This is a genomic window from Comamonas endophytica (genome assembly GCF_023634805.2).
In the GTDB taxonomy this organism is placed as follows: Bacteria; Pseudomonadota; Gammaproteobacteria; order Burkholderiales; family Burkholderiaceae_C; genus Comamonas; species Comamonas endophytica.
On sequence record NZ_CP106881.1, the window covers coordinates 1185728 to 1201905 of the forward strand.

Below are 16178 nucleotides of genomic sequence, written 5' to 3' on the forward strand. Positions count from 1 at the left end.
CTTGGGCCGCCCCTCCCGGCAGGCTTTGCAGCCTGCCCGGCTCTCTCATCAAGCATCGTCGCCGGCAAAGCGCGGATCGCGCGGATCGATGTCCGCGGGCGCATCACCCACGAAGCGCTGGTCGACTTCGACCGGCGTGTTCTCGGCGCGCTGCTCGGCCTGCACATGCTGGAAGATGGTCTTGATCAGCGGCTCGCAGCCCTCGCGCGTCAGCGCCGAGATCTCGAACACCGGACCCTTCCACTTGAAGCGCTTGACGAAGTCCTTGACGCGCGCGGCGCGTTCTTCGGCCGGGACCATGTCCAGCTTGTTGAGCACCAGCCAGCGCGGCTTGTCGTGGAGCGCGGCGTCGTACTTCTTGAGCTCGCCGACGATCGCCTTGGCCTGCGCCACGGGGTCCACGGTCTCGTCGAACGGTGCCATGTCGACCACATGCAGCAGCAGGCGCGTGCGCTGCAGATGGCGCAGGAACAGATGGCCCAGGCCCGCGCCTTCCGACGCGCCCTCGATCAGGCCGGGAATGTCGGCAATGACGAAGCTCTGCTCCGGGCCGACGCGCACCACGCCCAGGTTCGGGTGCAGCGTGGTGAAGGGATAGTCGGCGATCTTCGGGCGCGCATTCGAGACCGCGGCGATCAGCGTCGATTTGCCCGCGTTGGGCATGCCCAGCAGGCCGACGTCGGCCAGCACCTTGAGCTCGAGCTTGAGGCTCTTGCGCTCGCCCGGCCAGCCCGGCGTCTTCTGGCGCGGCGCGCGGTTGATGGCGCTCTTGAAGCGCATGTTGCCGAAGCCGCCATCGCCGCCCTTGGCAATGGTCACGACCTCGCCCGGGGTCAGCAGCTCGTAGAGCACCTCGCCGGTCTCGGCGTCGGAGAAGATGGTGCCCACCGGCACGCGCAGGGTGATGTCGGCCCCTGCGGCGCCAAACATGTCCGAGCCCATGCCGTGCTCGCCGCGCTTGGCTTCGTGCCGGCGCGCATAGCGGAAATCGACCAGGGTGTTGAGATTGGAATCCGCCACCGCGAAGACATGGCCGCCGCGGCCGCCGTCTCCTCCATTGGGGCCGCCGAATTCCTTGTATTTCTCGTGCCGGAACGAGACGCAGCCATTGCCGCCGTCACCGGCAGCAATGTCAATATAAGCTTCATCGACGAACTTCATGGGGCATCCAGTTTACAAAATCAGTGTGCTTTCGCGCAGCGCACAAAAGCATAAGGCCCCGATGAACGGGGCACTAGAGGGGCCAAGCATACCCCTCAAACAGCGAAGCCCCGACAGGTCGGGGCTTCGCTGCGAGTCGAAGTGACAAACCTTAGGCAGGCGTCACATTGACCGTGTGCTTGGACAGTGCGCCCTTGGTGGAGAAGGACACGTGGCCCTCGACCAAGGCAAACAGCGTGTGGTCCTTGCCCACGCCGACGTTCTCGCCGGGGTGGAACTTGGTGCCGCGCTGGCGAACGATGATGGAGCCAGCCGTGATCAGTTCACCGCCGAAAGCCTTCACGCCGAGCATCTTGGGCTTGGAATCGCGCCCGTTTCGCGTAGAGCCGCCGCCTTTTTTCTGTGCCATGACCTAGCTCCTATTAAGCAACGATTGCCACGATCTGCAGTTCGGTGAACTGCTGACGGTGACCCTGACGCTTCTGATAGTGCTTGCGACGGCGCATCTTGAAGATGTGCACCTTGTCGTGCTTGCCGTGAGCAACCACGGTTGCCTTCACAGTTGCGCCGGACACCAGGGGTGTGCCAACCTTGAGTTCAGCGCCGTTGCCGACTGCCAGAACCTGGTCGATCACGATTTCCTGGCCTACGTCCGCAGCAATCTGTTCTACTTTGATGTTTTCGCCGGAAGCAACGCGATACTGCTTGCCGCCGGTTTTTATGACCGCGTACATGTATGACCTCTTGAATTGAGAGTTCTGCGAAACGGATTTCCGCAGAGCCGGCGATTGTACCATGGCATGGATTTGCTTGCATTGCGTTGTCCTGTGCAGACTTCAGGCCATGGCCGCAGCCAAGCCCCTCATTTCACGCCTACAGTTCCTATAATCCGAGGCTCACAGGGCGGCCACTATTTTGACAACAGCTATCACCCCCAACAATCCCCTTTCCCTGATCGCCGGCGACATGCGCGAGGTGGACAGCGTCATTGCCGACCGTCTGCACAGCAGCGTGCCGCTGATTTCCCAGATCTCCCAGTACATCATCGCCGCCGGCGGCAAGCGGCTGCGCCCGGCGCTGCTGCTGATGATCTGCAAGGCGCTGGGCTACGAGGGCAGCCAGCGCATCAATCTCGCGGCGGTGGTCGAGCTGATCCATACCGCGACGCTGCTGCACGACGACGTGGTCGATGAATCGACCATGCGCCGCGGCCGCGCCACGGCCAACGAGGCCTTCGGCAACCCGGCGAGCGTCCTGGTCGGGGACTTCCTGCACACCCGCTCCTTCCAGATGATGGTGGAAGCCGGCAGCATGCGCGTGCTGCAGATCCTCTCGGACGCCACCAACATCATTGCCGAGGGCGAGGTCCAGCAGCTGATGAACATGCACGATGCCTCGCTCGACGAGGCCGGCTACCTGCACGTGATCCGCTCCAAGACCGCCAAGCTGTTCGAGGCCAGCGCCCAGCTGGGGGCGGTGCTCGCGGGCAGCGCACCGCATGTCGAGGAGGCCTGCGCGATCTACGGCCAGGCGCTGGGCACGGCCTTCCAGATCATCGACGACGTGCTGGACTACACCGGCGACGCCGCGGAGATGGGCAAGAACCTGGGCGACGACCTGCGCGAAGGCAAATGCACGCTGCCGCTGATTGCCGCCATGCAGCGCGCCACGCCCGAGCAGGCGGCCATCGTGCGCGGGGCCATCGAGCAGGGTTCGACCGAGCAGCTGGCCACTGTCATCGCCATCGTGCAGGCCACGGGCGCACTGGACGTGGCCCGCGCCGCAGCGCATGCGGAGGCCGAACGTGCGATCGATGCACTAAAAATGCTGCCAGACAATTCACACACCGCAAATTTGCTACAATTGGCGGCTCAACTGCTCGACAGACGCACTTGAAGCCTTCCATGGGTTCAAGCGCCGTTTGCGGTGGATGAATCGGGGTGTAGCTTAGCCTGGTAGAGCGCTACGTTCGGGACGTAGAGGCCGGAGGTTCGAATCCTCTCACCCCGACCAGGATTTTCCTTTTGCACGATGGAGCCAGTCAGCGCGGCTGAGCCCAAGAACAGGCAAAAGGGTATGGGCGGCACGATGCAGTGCCCTGACGCCCAGGCGGCGCGGCATGCCCTTGGCTCCGCTCGATACGAAACTCCCAAGCCCAAGAATTTCCCTGAACGCCAGGGTTCGGTGTCAAGGCCTAGCCGTAACCGATCAGGATACCCCACCTTCAGCAGGGTTTACAGGCGATTGCCACGGCCTTGTCCGGCAAGCCTGGAGCCATTGTTGCGCCACCGCCCCCTGCCTGGGTCGCGAAGCGCGTTCGGCTGGCACGTTCCGCGCATAAATGCTGTTCTTTTCACTTCACACCCGTGTCAGGCGGAGCGCGTGCAGTACCATCCAGCAAGGCCACAGCAACAGCTCAGGAATGTACACGGCAGCGCAGGCGCTGCCATTGCATGCCCTTCCTTCTCCATGCGCGAAACCAAGCCCCGCGGCTGAATGTGTTGTGCATGGCGTGCTTGCGCGCACCAGCGAAGCAGCACGCATCGCTGTCCGCGCCACGCACAGGCTGTCCACCGCCGAATCCGGAACTCCCCCGTCGAACACGGCGGGCCTGGAGACTGCGGTGGCTGGATGGAAATCCGCCACCTCTATACGCAACTTGCAGGAAATGGGCATGAAGATGAACGAAGACAGTGGGTGGAGGCTTCCAGCGAGCGCCGCCATGGGGACCCGCCATGGCGCCGGTTGACCAGGAGCCGGCCGACAAGCCATCGGGATTTGGCCTTGTTCCGGTAGTCGGCATCGGGGCGTCCGCAGGCGGCCTCGAGGCGATCAGCCAGCTGTTCGAGGCGATGCCGCCCGACCTGGGCCTGGCATTCCTGATCGTCTCGCACATGGACCCGCGGCACGAGAGCCACCTGGCGGAAATCCTGGAAAAGCGCACGGCCGTGCCGATGTCGGCGGCACAGGAACAGGTGATCGAGCCCAACCATGCCTACGTGATCCCGCCCGATACCGTCATGACACTGGTGGGCAACCGGATCAGGCTGTCGCCGCGCTCGCACGCCGCCCACAAGCATTTGCCGGTGGACGCCCTGTTCGCGTCCATTGCGCAGCAACGCAATGGCAGGGCCATCGGCATCGTGCTGTCCGGTACCGGCAGCGACGGCTCCGAGGGCGTCAAGGCCATCAAGGAAGCCGCCGGCGTCACGCTGGCGCAGGATCCCGCCAGCGCAGCTTTCGACGGCATGCCGCAGTCCGCGATCCACACCGGCTGTATCGACCTGGTCGTGCGCCCCCGGGACATGGTGGCGGAGCTGGCCAAGATCGCCCTGCATCCCTATTTTGTCGATGCCCAGGACGCAGAAGATACGGCCGCCGCCGCGTCGCAAGCATCTCTCGACGGTATCTTTGCGTTGATCAATGAGGTCTATCAGGCCGATTTCACCCAGTACAAGCCCAGCACGGTGCAAAGGCGCCTGCAGCGGCGCATGGCACTGATCGGTGCGACCGAGGTGTCCTCCTATTTGCAGGTCCTTCAGGACAACCCGGTCGAGCTGGCCGCGCTGTATGACGATTTCCTGATCCGCGTGACCTCTTTCTTCCGGGAAGAGACGATCTACACGGCACTGAAGCAAACCGTGCTGCCAGCCTTGCTGAAGGACCGCGACCATTCCAATCCGCTGCGGATCTGGGTGCCCGCCTGCGCCACCGGGGAAGAAGTCTATTCGCTCGCGATCTGCCTGATGGAATTCCTGGGCGAGCGGGCACAAGGCATCACCATCCAGATTTTCGGCACCGATCTCAATGAGGCGGCCATCGAGCAGGCCCGGCACGGTGCCTACCCGGAAAGCATTGCCGAGCGGGTGTCCGCGACCCGGCTGCAGCGTTATTTCGTGCACGAGAACCGGCGCTACCGCATCGCCAAGCACATCCGCGAGCTGTGCGTCTTCGCGCGCCAGAACGTGACGCGCGATCCGCCCTTTTCCCGCATGGACCTGATCAGCTGCTGCAACCTGCTGATCTATCTCGACCCAGGGCTGCAGCGCAAGGTCCTGCGGCATTTCCACTATGCGCTCAAGCCCGACGGCTTCCTGATCCTGGGGCCGGCGGAGAACGCGGACGAGGAAACCCAATTCTTCAAGCGTTCGGAGAACAACCAGCGCATGGTCTATCGCCGGGCCTTGCCGGCGCGCGGCTCGATCGACGCCGTGATGCGGGCCGATCCCGCCAGGAAGCCCATGGCCGTCATCTCCACCGAGAGTTCCCAGCCCACCTTCGTGGACAATACCCAGGTTCAGCGCAAGGCCGACGGGCTGCTGCTCTCGCGCTTCGCCCCGGCCAGCATCCTGGTGGACGACCGGCTCAACATCGTGCAGTTCCGCGGCCAGACGAGTCCCTATCTCGAGCACGCCAGCGGCACCGCAAGCCTGAACCTGCACCGCGTTGCGCATCCGGGCATCCTGCTGCAGCTGATGCCCGTCATCAAGGAAGCGCAACAATCGGGCTTGACCGTTCTGAAGTCCGATCTGCGCATTGAAACCGCGTCCGGCCATCGCGAAGGCACGGTCGAAGTCATTCCGCTGCGCGAGCCGGCGACCAAGAGCAGCTTCTGCCTGATTCTTTTCGACGCCAACGGCCGCCCGCAGAAGGCCGAGGGCCGGCCCGAGATTCCGGAATCCGAAAAGGATGTGCGCATCCGTCAGCTGGAGGAGGAGCTGGGGAGCCTGCGCGACTACCTGCACGCCACCAACGAGGCGTATGAAGCCGCGCTGGAGGAGTCCCGCTCCGCCCAGGAGGAACTGCAATCGGCGAACGAGGAATTCCTGAGCGGCAACGAGGAACTCGTCACCGCGCGCGAGGAACTGCAGGCCAGCAACGAGGAATTGACGACCGCCAACGAAGAGATGATGAGCCGCAGCCGCGAATTGCAGGTGTTGAACACGGAGCTCCTGCAAACGCGCAAGGAAGCCGAGTTCAACGCCAGCTACGCCGAATCCGTGATCGATACCATGGCGCACCCGCTGCTGGTTCTGGACCAGTCATTGTGCATCCACCGCGCCAACAATGCGTTCTACGACATCTTCCTCACGAACCCGGGAATGACGCTGAACAGATGGTTTTTCGACCTGGGCGACGGGCAGTGGGACATTCCCGAGCTGCGGCTCGTGCTGGAGCAGGTCCTGACCGTCAACAAACCGGTCAACAGCTACCGCGTGAACCATGACTTCCCGGGCATCGGGCGCAAGTCCATGCTCGTGCATGCGCGCAAGGTGCCCGCCATGGGCCATCGGTCGGCGCGCCTGCTGCTGGCATTCGAGGACGCGACCGCGGCCGAGGACCGGCTCGAGATGTCGCTGGTCGACGACCATCGCAAGGACGAGTTCATCGCGGTCCTGGCGCACGAGCTGCGCAATCCGCTGGCGCCCATCCGCATGGCGGTCAAGGTGATGGAGATGAAATCACAGGACGAGGGGCTGCGCCGCCCCCTGGCCATGATCGACCGCCAGGTCACGACCATGACCCGGCTGATCAATGACCTCATGGACATCTCGCGGATCACCCGGGGCAAATTGTCCCTGCACCGCAGTCCGCTGTGCTTGGTCGAACTGCTGAAGAACGTGGCTGCCGCAGCGACGCCTTTCATGACGCAGCGCGGCCACCAGCTGATCACCGTATTGCCCGAAGGTCCGGTCACGGTGGAGGCCGACGGCACGCGCATGGACCAGGTGTTCGGCAACCTGCTGAACAACGCCGGCAAGTACACGGACCGGGGCGGCCATGTGGAATTGCGCATGGAAGTCATCGACGGCGAAGCGGTCGTGAGCGTCACGGACGATGGCTCGGGCATCGCGCCGGATATCCTGCCGCACATCTTCGATCTGTTCGTGCAGTCGGAGACCACGCGCGCCCGCGCGGAAGGCGGACTGGGCATCGGCTTGACCCTGGTCAAGCAGATCGTGGAATCCCATGGCGGCACTGTTGCGGTCGCCAGCGGCGGCATCGGTCGAGGCAGCCGCTTCACCGTCCGGCTTCCCTTGGTCCCGAAGGCCTTGCCGGACAAGGTGCCCGAGACGGCCCAGGCTCCGGCCGCGGCATTCACGGCGCGCCGGGTGCTGGTGGTGGACGACAACGTCGACGCCGCCAACGGCGTTGCCGAGCTGCTGCGGATGTCTGGACACGAAGTCGCGCTTGCCTATGAAGGCTATGCCGGCCTGGAAGTTGCGCGGACGTTCAAGCCTGATGTCGGACTGCTCGACATCGGCCTCCCGACGATGACCGGCTATGAGCTTGCCAGGCGGCTGCGGCAAGCCAAGCCAGAGGACCTGATTCTGATCGCGGTGACCGGCTATGGGCAGCCGAGCGATGTCAAGGCGGCGAAGGAGGCGGGGTTCGATATGCACTTCGTCAAGCCGCTCGACTTCGACGCGCTCGAAAGCCTGCTGGCGGCGCCCGGGAAAGCGGCAGGCCACCGCTCCTGAGCTCGAAGGCATCGGGATCCGCCATGCCATGCCGTGCTGCCTGCCAGGCGTTCAGGACAAAGCCCAGGTGCCCGGACGGCCTGGGCTTTTTTACGGGTGCTGCCCCGTCTTGTACTGGGTTGCGCCGTCGCCGCCCAGCAGCGCCGCCAGCGCATGCACCTCGCGGCGCAGCACCGGCAGGATGTCCTGCTGCCGCTCCAGCGTCATGCGGCTGGTGGTGGAGGCCACCGTCAGCGCCGCCACCGGAGCGCCGCCGGCGCCCGGCACCGGCAGGCCGATGGCCGTGACGCCGGCGACGGCATGCTCGCCGATGCAGGCATAGCCCTGCTTGCGCGCCGCCGCCACGGCTTCGCGCAGCTTGTTCACCTCCAGCTGCTGGAAGCTGCCGAGCCGGCTGCCGACGGCCGCCAGAATGCTGTCCACCTCGCGCGCCGGCAGCGCCATGAGGAAGGCCAGCCCCCCCGCATTCACCCCCAGTGGCTGGCGGCTGCCGACCGCCACCACCGGCGTCTGGATGGGGAAGTCGCCCTGCACCCGGCTGACGCACAGCGCATCGTTGGCGCGGCGGGTGAACACGAAGGCGGTGTCGCCGGTCGCCTGCGCCAGGCGCTGCAGCGCCGGCTGGCACAGCGCACCAAGGTCGTGAACGGGCGCGGCCAGCGCCCCCAATTCGGCGATCAACGCACCAAGCCGGTACCTGCGGGTGGCGGGGTCGCGCACCAGCAGTTCCTCCTCGACCATGGACTTGAGCACGCGGTGGGCCGTCGGCCGCTCGAGCCCGCTGAGCTCCGCGATCTCGGTGTAGCGCAGCCCGCTGCCCTGGTGGACCGCCACCAGCCGCAGCAGCGCGGCGATGCGGGCGACGCCCTGCGGGCTGGCGGAGACAGGGGGCAGGCTCGGAGAAGTATTCATTGAAAGTCCAAATAATGGATATTCGGTAAAAGTATCTGCGGGTTTCATACAGAAGCTCCTTCGGGCATCGAATTTGCAACGCCAGAAGGACCTGTCGCATATATCCAAATAGTGGACATTATCATGAACCCCAAAGACCGCATCGACTATTCCGCCATGATCGACCGCCCGCCACGCAAGGGCCCCGGGGGTGCCCGGGTGATCGTCTGGCCCATCGTCAACGTCGAGGACTGGAGCATCGAGCGGCCGATGCCGCGCCAAGTGCTTCCGGCCCCCACCGGTGTGGCGGTGCAGCCCGACATGGCGAACTGGGCCTGGCATGAGTACGGCATGCGCGTCGGCTTCTGGCGCCTGAAGGCGGCGCTGGACAAGCTGGGCATCGTGCCCACCCTGTCCATCAACGGCGCGGTCTGCCTGAACTACCCGCGCGTGGCCGAAGCCGCGCGCGACGCGGGCTGGGAGTTCATGGGCCATGGCTTCGAGCAGATGCCGGTGCACAAGGTCGAGGACCAGGCGGCCATGATCCGCCGCACGGTGGACACCATCCGCGACTTCACCGGCAAGGCGCCGGTGGGCTGGCTCGGCCCCGGGCTGACGCAGACCCTGGACAGCGTCGACCTGCTGCATGCCGCCGGCATCCGCTACATCGGCGACTGGGTGCTCGACGACCAGCCGGTGCCGCTGCGCACCCAAACCGGCGAGATGGTCGCCATGCCCTATTCGGTGGAGCTCAACGACATTCCCATGATGGCCGTGCAGCACCACCGCGCCGACGAGCTGCTGCGGCGCGTCACCGACACCTTCGACCGGCTTTACGAGGAAGGCGCGGACCAGGTCCGGGTGCTGGGCCTGGCGGTGCACCCCTTCCTCAGCGGCGTGCCGCACCGCATCAGGTATTTCGAGCAGGCCCTCGCGTACATGCATGGCCATGCCGACGTCGCCTTCATGACTGGCGAGCAGATCCTGGCCTGGCACGCGCAGACCGCACCGGGAGCCGCAGCATGAACGCCGCCACCGCACAGCACCGCAACATGAAGCTGCTCTCGCACCACGACCTCTCCGGCTGGGGCGGGCTGGGCGAAGGCGTGGCCCTGCAGCTCGCGCCGGACGGCCGGCGCATCCTGTGGATGGCGCACGAGAGCGCGCCCAAGAACTTCACCGGCGTGGACGTGAGCGACCCGCGCGCGCCGAAGATCGTCGTGCAGACCGAGCTGCCGCACGCGGCGGTGCGCTCCAACTCGCTCGAGATCTCGGGCCAGATGATGGCCGTCGCCTACCAGGTCAGCCGCCCCGGGCTGCAGCCGGCGGGCTTCGATCTGTTCGACATCTCGCGGCCCGAGTCGCCGCGGCTGATCTCGCACTTCGACGCCTCCGGCCCGCACTCGCGCGGCGCCCACACGCTGTGGTTCGTCGATGGCGAGACGGTGCACATGGCCTGCGGCGACCCGGAGCTGGTCCCGCGCAACCCCAAGGACGACCAGGTCTACCGCATCATCGACGTGCGCAATCCCTCGAAGCCCGAGGCGGTGGGACGCTGGCACTTCCCCGGCACCATGGAGGGCGACGCCGAGCCCCCGCCGCAGCGCCTGGCCGCGCCCTTCGATTCCGGCATCCGCGCGCACAACAGCAACGTCTATCCCGAGCGGCCCGACCGCTGCTACCTGGGCTATATCGACGGCGGCATCTTCGTGCTGGACATCTCCGACCGCTCGCGGCCCAAGGTCGTTTCGCGCTTCGTCAACTCGCCGCCCTTCAAGGGCTTCAGCCACACCGCGCTGCCGCTGTTCGAGCGCAACCTGCTGGTCTGCAGCGACGAATGCGTGATGGACAACGGCGGCGACTGGCCGAAGCTGGTGTGGATGGTCGACATGAGCGACGAGAAGAACCTGGTCAGCATCTCGACGCTGCCGGCGCCGCCCGTGGACGTGTTCGCCAAGCGAGGCGGGCGCTTCGGCGCGCACAACCTGCACGAGAACCCGCCGGTGCCAGGCGCGTGGAAGTCCGACCAGGTGATCGTCGGCACCTTCTTCAACGCCGGGGTGCGCGCCTACGACATCTCCGACCCGTTCGCACCGCAGGAGATCGCCAGTTTCGTGCCGGCCGCGCCCGCGGGCTCGCCGGTGGGCGCGACGCAGATCAACGACGTGTTCGTGGACGACCGCGGCATCGTCTTCGCGGTGGACCGCCATACCGGCGGCCTCTACTGCATCGAGATGAACATCTAGCCATGGCCGGCCCGCAATCCCTCGCGCTGCGCGATGCGCGCACGCCGGTCATCGTGGTGTCGGGTTTCCTCGGCGCCGGCAAGACCACGCTGCTGCGGCGCGTGCTGGCCGCGCCGGAGCTGGCCAACACGCTGCTGATCGTCAACGAGATCGGCGAGATCGGCATCGACCACCACCTGCTGGAGCGCTCCGACGACCGCACCATGCTGCTGGACAACGGCTGCGTCTGCTGCCAGCTGCGCGGCGACCTGCAGGAGATGCTGGTGGACATCGGCATGCGCCGGCGGCGCGGCGAGCTGCCCGGCTTCGACCGGGTGGTGGTGGAGACCAGCGGCCTGGCCGATCCCGGCCCGGTGGCGCAGACCCTGTATGGCGACGCGCCGCTGCTGCGCGACTACCGGCTGGGCCATGTGGTGACCCTGGTCGACCCCACCAACGCCGCGGGCCGCGCCGCCGCGCCCGGCATCGCCGCGCGCCAGGTGGCGGCGGCCGACCGGGTGGTGTTCTCCAAGGCCGACCGCGCCACGCCCGGGGAGCGCGAGGCGGCGCAGGACTGGGTGCGCGGCATCAATGCCTTCGCGCGCTGCCAGGAGGCCGCCTTCGGCGACATACCGGTGGCCGACCTGGCCGATGCCACGCCCTTCGAATGGCTGGCGACCGCGCCGGCCGACGGCGCCTACCTGGGCCGCCGGCTGGTGCCGCATCCCGCCGGGGTCGGCAGCTTCGCGCTGCGTTTCGACCTGCCGCTGCCGCGCGCGCTGCTGCGCGAGTTCCTGGAGCTGCTGGTGCGCCTGCGCGGCGCCGATCTGCTGCGCGTCAAGGGCATCGTGCGCTACGAGGACGCGCCCGGCCAGGCCTTCGTGGTGCAGGGCGTGGGCCACCAGTTCGACCGCGAGGTGCCGCTGGCCGCCGGCGCTGCCCTGCCCGAGGGCAGCAGCCTGGTGCTGATCGGCCGGCGCCTGGTGCGCGACGAGATCCAGGCGCTGTGGCAGGCGATGCGGGCGGTGGCGCTGGCGGCGCCGGCCGCGCCCTGAGCACCCGCTCCAACCGCCGCTTTCTGGTTTTTTCTTTCCACGGGAGTCAAAAATGCCTTTTCTTTCGCGCCGTCAGAACCTTTCGGCCCTGGCCGCATCCCTGCTGCTGGCCCTGGCCGGCCCGGCCCAGGCCCAGCCCGATGCCTATCCTTCCAAGCCGATCCGCATGGTGGTGGGCTTTCCCGGGGGCGGCATCACCGATGTGATCGCCCGCGCCGTCGCCATGCAGATGGGCCGCGAGCTGGGCCAGGCGGTGGTGGTGGACAACAAGCCCGGCGCCGGCACCACCATCGCCGCCGACGCGGTGGCCAAGTCCGCGCCGGACGGCTACACCCTGCTGCTGACCGACGTCACCACGCATGCCATCAACGCCAGCCTCTATCCCAAGCTGCCCTATGACACGGTGCGCAGCTTCACGCCCGTGGGCATGGTGGCGTCCACGCCGCTGATGCTGGTGGTGAACGCCAAGTCGCCGGCGAAGACCGTGCAGGAGCTGATCGCGCAGCAGAAGTCCAAGCCGGGCAACTTCGGCTCCTCCGGCAACGGCACCATCATCCACCTGGCCGGCGCCATGCTCAACAATGCCGGCGGCATCGAGCCGGTGCATGTGCCCTACCGCGGCAGCGCGCCCGCCACCAATGCCTTGCTGGCCGGCGAGATCGACTTCTTCTTCAGCAGCCTGCCGCCCGCGCTGGCCCAGGTGAAGGCCGGCACCCTGCGGGCCCTGGCGGTCACCACGCCGCAGCGCGTGGCCTCCGCCGCCGAGGTGCCGACCATGGTCGAAGCCGGCGTGCCCCGATTCGAGCTGGTGCTCTACAACGGCATCGTCGGCCCCGCCGGCCTGCCCGCGCCGGTGGTCAGGAAGCTCAACGACACCCTGGCCAAGGTGCTGGCCTCGCCGGAGATCAAGGCGACCTATCTGCAGCTGGGCGCGGAGGTGGTCACCACCGGCAACGCGGAACAGTTCAACCGCATCGTGCAGCGCGAGATGGCCCACTACGCGCCGCTGGTGAAGTCCACCGGCGCCAAGGTCGAATGAGATGAGCCAGCCTGTACCTTCCGCTCCCGCGGCGTCCGCAGCCGACATCGATGCCTATGTGCGCGCCGCCATGGCGCTGCAGGGCTACGACGCCACCCTGATCCCCCCGGCGCAGGTGGCCGAGCAATTCGCCCGCATCGCCGCCATGGCCGCTGCGCTGCGCCTGCAACCGCTGGCGCGGCAGGACGAGGCCGCCTACGTTTTCCGCCCATGAACGCCACCATCACCCCGACCGGACCCGCCTTTGCCAGCGCCGAGGCGCTGGCCGCCCAGGTGCGCAGCGGCGAGCGCAGCGCCACCTCCATCGCGTGCGAGACACTCGAGCGCATCGCCGCGCAGGACCCGCAGCTCAACTGCTTCACCGCCGTCACCGCCGAGCGGGCATTGGCCGAAGCGGCCGCGGTGGACGCCGCCTTTGCCCGGGGCGAGTCTTTGCCACCGCTGGCCGGCGTGCCCTATGCGGTGAAGAACCTCTACGATGTCGCGGGCCTGGCGACGCTGGCCGGCGGCCAGGTCAATGCCGCAGACCCTCCGGCCACGCAGGACGCGCTGCTGGTGCGCCGCTTGCGGCAGGCTGGTGGGGTACTGGTCGGCGCGCTCAACATGGACGAGCATGCCTATGGCTTCACCACCGAGAACAGCCATTACGGCAGCACCCGCAATCCACACGACCGCACGCGGGTGGCGGGCGGTTCTTCTGGAGGCTCGGCCGCCGCCGTGGCGGCGGGGCTGGTGCCGCTGACGCTGGGCTCGGACACCAACGGCTCGGTGCGCGTGCCGGCCAGCCTGTGCGGCGTGTTCGGCCTCAAGCCTACCTACGGCCGGCTGCCACGCAGCGGCACCTATCCCTTCGTCCACAGCCTGGATCACCTGGGGCTCTTCGCCGGCAGCACACGCGACCTGGCGCTGGCCTACGACCTGATGCAGGGCGGCGACCCCGCCGATGTCGCCTGCGCACAGCGGCCGGCGGAGCCGGTGTCGACGGCGCTGCAATGGCCGGCGGGCCTGCGCATAGGTATCCTCGGCGGCTGGTTCCACGCCCAGGCCGACGCCGCCGCCCGGCAGGCGCTGGACCTGGCCGCCGCGGCGCTGGGCGCGTCCGATGAGGTCGAGTTCCGCGGCGCAGAGACGGCCCGCACCGCCGCCTTCCTGATCACCGCGGCCGAGGGCGGCGCGCTGCACCGCGAACGGCTGCGCAGCCGTTATGCCGAGTACGAGCCGCACTCGCGCGACCGCCTGGTGGCCGGCAGCCTGATCCCGGTGGAATGGGTGGTGCAGGCGCAGCGGCTGCGCCGCCAGTGCCACCAGGAAGCCATGGCGCTGTTCTCGCGCTACGACCTGTTGCTGGCGCCGGCCACGCCTTTCGCCGCCACGCCCTTGGGCGCGGCCACGGTGGACCTGCATGGCCAGCAGGTTCCGCCGCGCGCCGGCCTGGGGCTGCTGACGCAGCCGCTGTCGTGCATCGGCCTGCCGGTATGCACCGCGCCGCTGTGGCCGGCGCTGGCCGGCGGCCTGCCGCTGGGCGTGCAGCTGATCGCCGCGCCCTGGCGCGAGGACCTGTGCCTAATGGGCTCGGCCGCACTGGAGGCCAGGGGGCTGGCCGGCACGCGCCTGCCGCAGGCCTGATCACCCGGGCTTCTTTGCGGACGGCGCCTGGGTTTCAGTGCGCCGCAGCCTCGGCCGTGCGCTGTGGCTCCGGCTCGCTCCACATCGCCAGCCCGCCTGCCAGGCTCCAGGCGGAGGCATGCCCCAGGCAGCGCAGCGCGCGCGCCGCCTGGGCGCTGCGGTTGCCGCTGCGGCAATAGAACACCACCGGCACCTGCGGCGCGAGCGCCAGCCATTCGGGCAATGCCGAGGCCAGGCCCGACAGGGGCGCCGCCTGCGCATCCTTGAGCAGCCCGGTCTGCGCCTGGACATCGCGCTCGTAGCCTTCGCGCACATCCACCCACAGCACCTGGCCCTGCCGGTGCAACTCCACCGCCGCTTCGCAGTCGATGGCCAGCGCGCGCTTTTCGGCGTCGCCGACCGGAAGCAATGCCTCCTTGCAGGCCGCGGCAAACACCCCCTGCGCCTCATGGCCCGGCAACGGCGAGGGCTGATCGCACGCCGTGGCCGGCGCCACGCTGCCCAGGCCGCGCGCGCGCAGGACCTCGCCGCAGCGCCGCAGCCGCGCGCAGGCCGCGGCAATGAATTCCGCGCTGTCGAGCGCGCCAAAGGACAGGCGCACCGCGGCCTCGGTCCGCCACTTTTCCAGTCCCATGGCCTGCAATACATAGCTGGGCTCGGCCTTGGCGGCGCTGCAGGCCGAGCCGGCGCTGACGCGCAGGCCGGCGGCATCGAAGAGATCGAGCAGCAGCTTGGAGCCGACGCCGCGCACCGCGAAGTTCAAGGTCGTTGGCAGGCATGGCGCCTCGCCGGCATTGAACACCAGCCCCGGGAAGGCCTCGCGCAATGCCTGCGTCAACTGCGCGCGGTGCGCGGCCAGCGCCACAGGTGTCTGAAAGACGTTGCCGGCTTCCATGGCACCGAGCACCGCGCCCAGCGCCGCGATGCCGGCGATGTTCTCCGTGCCGCCGCGCAAGCCCCCCTCCTGCCCGCCGCCCGTCAGCAGCGGCGTGAAGGGCGCGCCCGCACGCACGTAGAGCAGGCCGATGCCCTTGGGGGCGTGGAACTTGTGTCCGGAAAAGGGGGCGTAGTCGATGTCCCGCTCGGCCAGCTTCAAGGGCAGCTTGCCCAGCGCCTGGACCCCGTCGACCAGCCACAGCGCCGCACTGCCGCGCAGGATGTCGGCAATGCCATCGAGATCGCTGATGACGCCGGTCTCGTTGTTGGCGGCCATGGTGCAGACCAGCCCCGCTGCCGGTGCGTGCGCGCGCAGCCAGGCCAGGTCATGGCGGCCGTTGCGGTCCACGGGAATGGCCAGGATCGGCAGGTCCAATCCCAGCAGCCGGTTCCAGTGCTGCAGCGCCTGCGATACCGCCTTGTGCTCGGTGGCGCCATACAGCAGCGCCTCGGCCGCGGGCTCGCCGGCATCGCGGCGCCGGCGCAATTCGCACAGCGCCGACAGCACGCTGGTCTGGATGCCTTCGGTGGCGCCGCTGGTGAAGAACAGCTCGCCCGTGGGAGCATCGAGCACGCGCCGCGCGCTGGCCCGCACCTGGTCGAGCACAGCCCGCGCCTTGAGGCCGCTGCCATGGGTGCTGCTGGGATTGCCGAAACTGTCGGCCATGACGGCCAGCGCGGCCTGACGGGCCGGGGGAAAGACGGCCGTGGTGGCATTCGCATCGAGATAGATTTCCATGGAGGAATTTTCCAACGGGGCCAG

13 protein-coding genes and 1 tRNA gene are annotated in these 16178 nt (G+C 67.7%); 9 read left to right on the forward strand and 5 right to left on the reverse strand.

All coding sequences use genetic code 11. The features are described 5' to 3' along the window. Positions 1-48: 48 nt before the first annotated feature. From cgtA to rplU, 3 genes are all read right to left on the reverse strand, one after another. On the reverse strand, positions 49-1161 hold the full coding sequence (gene cgtA, locus M9799_RS05215) for an Obg family GTPase CgtA (RefSeq protein ID WP_231043493.1): 1113 nt from the start codon (positions 1159-1161) through the stop codon (positions 49-51). Between the two features lie 151 nt (positions 1162-1312). After that, complete coding sequence (gene rpmA, locus M9799_RS05220; RefSeq protein WP_175505027.1) at positions 1313-1570, reverse strand: 50S ribosomal protein L27; 258 nt, start codon at positions 1568-1570, stop codon at positions 1313-1315. A 13-nt stretch (positions 1571-1583) separates the two neighbouring features. After that, entirely contained in the window at positions 1584-1895 is a 312-nt protein-coding gene (gene rplU / locus M9799_RS05225) for a 50S ribosomal protein L21 (RefSeq protein WP_175505864.1), read from the reverse strand. 232 nt (positions 1896-2127) lie between these two features. Between rplU and M9799_RS05230 the strand changes: the two genes are divergently transcribed. From M9799_RS05230 to M9799_RS05240, 3 genes are all read left to right on the forward strand, one after another. Continuing rightward, positions 2128-3057 carry a polyprenyl synthetase family protein gene (locus tag M9799_RS05230; RefSeq protein WP_231043614.1) on the forward strand — a complete coding sequence of 310 codons (930 nt, stop codon included), beginning with the start codon at positions 2128-2130 and terminating at the stop codon, positions 3055-3057. 40 nt (positions 3058-3097) lie between these two features. Beyond that, positions 3098-3174: transfer RNA gene (locus tag M9799_RS05235), tRNA-Pro, on the forward strand. Between the two features lie 722 nt (positions 3175-3896). Continuing rightward, positions 3897-7643: a chemotaxis protein CheB gene (locus tag M9799_RS05240; RefSeq protein ID WP_231043492.1), complete on the forward strand. Its 3747-nt coding sequence runs from the start codon at positions 3897-3899 to the stop codon at positions 7641-7643. 90 nt (positions 7644-7733) lie between these two features. Here the strand turns inward: M9799_RS05240 and M9799_RS05245 are convergent, their stop codons facing one another. Further along, positions 7734-8555, reverse strand: coding sequence for an IclR family transcriptional regulator (locus M9799_RS05245; protein ID WP_231043491.1), 822 nt, complete (start codon positions 8553-8555; stop codon positions 7734-7736). Positions 8556-8678: 123 nt separating this feature from the next. On the opposite strand from M9799_RS05245, the gene M9799_RS05250 reads away from it, so the two are divergent. Genes M9799_RS05250 through M9799_RS05275 form a run of 6 tightly spaced genes read left to right on the forward strand, consistent with a single transcriptional unit; the run spans position 8679 to position 14479 of the window. After that, entirely contained in the window at positions 8679-9560 is an 882-nt protein-coding gene (locus M9799_RS05250; protein WP_231043490.1) for a polysaccharide deacetylase family protein, read from the forward strand. Next, positions 9557-10780 (forward strand): LVIVD repeat-containing protein, encoded by a 1224-nt coding sequence (locus M9799_RS05255; RefSeq protein WP_231043489.1) that lies wholly within the window; start codon positions 9557-9559, stop codon positions 10778-10780. Before M9799_RS05250 ends, M9799_RS05255 begins: the two co-directional genes overlap by 4 nt. A gap of 2 nt (positions 10781-10782) precedes the next feature. Beyond that, entirely contained in the window at positions 10783-11814 is a 1032-nt protein-coding gene (locus M9799_RS05260; protein WP_231043488.1) for a CobW family GTP-binding protein, read from the forward strand. 52 nt (positions 11815-11866) lie between these two features. Continuing rightward, the gene (locus tag M9799_RS05265; protein ID WP_231043487.1) at positions 11867-12853 is read left to right on the forward strand and encodes a Bug family tripartite tricarboxylate transporter substrate binding protein; all 987 of its coding nucleotides are present in this window, start codon (positions 11867-11869) and stop codon (positions 12851-12853) included. A 1-nt stretch (position 12854) separates the two neighbouring features. Beyond that, entirely contained in the window at positions 12855-13067 is a 213-nt protein-coding gene (locus M9799_RS05270; protein WP_231043486.1) for an AtzG-like protein, read from the forward strand. Next, a complete protein-coding gene (locus M9799_RS05275; protein ID WP_231043485.1) occupies positions 13064-14479 on the forward strand; it encodes an AtzE family amidohydrolase in 1416 nt (471 codons plus the stop codon). The genes M9799_RS05270 and M9799_RS05275 overlap by 4 nt, the downstream gene beginning before the upstream one ends. Before the next feature lie 34 nt (positions 14480-14513). Here the strand turns inward: M9799_RS05275 and M9799_RS05280 are convergent, their stop codons facing one another. Continuing rightward, positions 14514-16154 (reverse strand): aminotransferase class V-fold PLP-dependent enzyme, encoded by a 1641-nt coding sequence (locus M9799_RS05280; protein WP_231043484.1) that lies wholly within the window; start codon positions 16152-16154, stop codon positions 14514-14516. Positions 16155-16178: the final 24 nt, after the last annotated feature.

Excerpts from the sequence above, each read along its gene's own strand:
- M9799_RS05230 (WP_231043614.1), top strand. The coding sequence starts at position 2,128 with ATGCGCGAGGTGGACAGCGTCATTGCCGACCGTCTGCACAGCAGCGTG.
- M9799_RS05265 (WP_231043487.1), top strand. The coding sequence starts at position 11,867 with ATGCCTTTTCTTTCGCGCCGTCAGAACCTTTCGGCCCTGGCCGCATCC.
- rplU (WP_175505864.1), bottom strand. The coding sequence starts at position 1,895 with ATGTACGCGGTCATAAAAACCGGCGGCAAGCAGTATCGCGTTGCTTCC.
- M9799_RS05275 (WP_231043485.1), top strand. The coding sequence starts at position 13,064 with ATGAACGCCACCATCACCCCGACCGGACCCGCCTTTGCCAGCGCCGAG.
- M9799_RS05260 (WP_231043488.1), top strand. The coding sequence starts at position 10,783 with ATGGCCGGCCCGCAATCCCTCGCGCTGCGCGATGCGCGCACGCCGGTC.
- rpmA (WP_175505027.1), bottom strand. The coding sequence starts at position 1,570 with ATGGCACAGAAAAAAGGCGGCGGCTCTACGCGAAACGGGCGCGATTCC.
- M9799_RS05250 (WP_231043490.1), top strand. The coding sequence starts at position 8,679 with ATGAACCCCAAAGACCGCATCGACTATTCCGCCATGATCGACCGCCCG.
- cgtA (WP_231043493.1), bottom strand. The coding sequence starts at position 1,161 with ATGAAGTTCGTCGATGAAGCTTATATTGACATTGCTGCCGGTGACGGC.
- M9799_RS05280 (WP_231043484.1), bottom strand. The coding sequence starts at position 16,154 with ATGGAAATCTATCTCGATGCGAATGCCACCACGGCCGTCTTTCCCCCG.
- M9799_RS05245 (WP_231043491.1), bottom strand. The coding sequence starts at position 8,555 with ATGAATACTTCTCCGAGCCTGCCCCCTGTCTCCGCCAGCCCGCAGGGC.
- M9799_RS05240 (WP_231043492.1), top strand. The coding sequence starts at position 3,897 with ATGGCGCCGGTTGACCAGGAGCCGGCCGACAAGCCATCGGGATTTGGC.
- M9799_RS05270 (WP_231043486.1), top strand. The coding sequence starts at position 12,855 with ATGAGCCAGCCTGTACCTTCCGCTCCCGCGGCGTCCGCAGCCGACATC.
- M9799_RS05255 (WP_231043489.1), top strand. The coding sequence starts at position 9,557 with ATGAACGCCGCCACCGCACAGCACCGCAACATGAAGCTGCTCTCGCAC.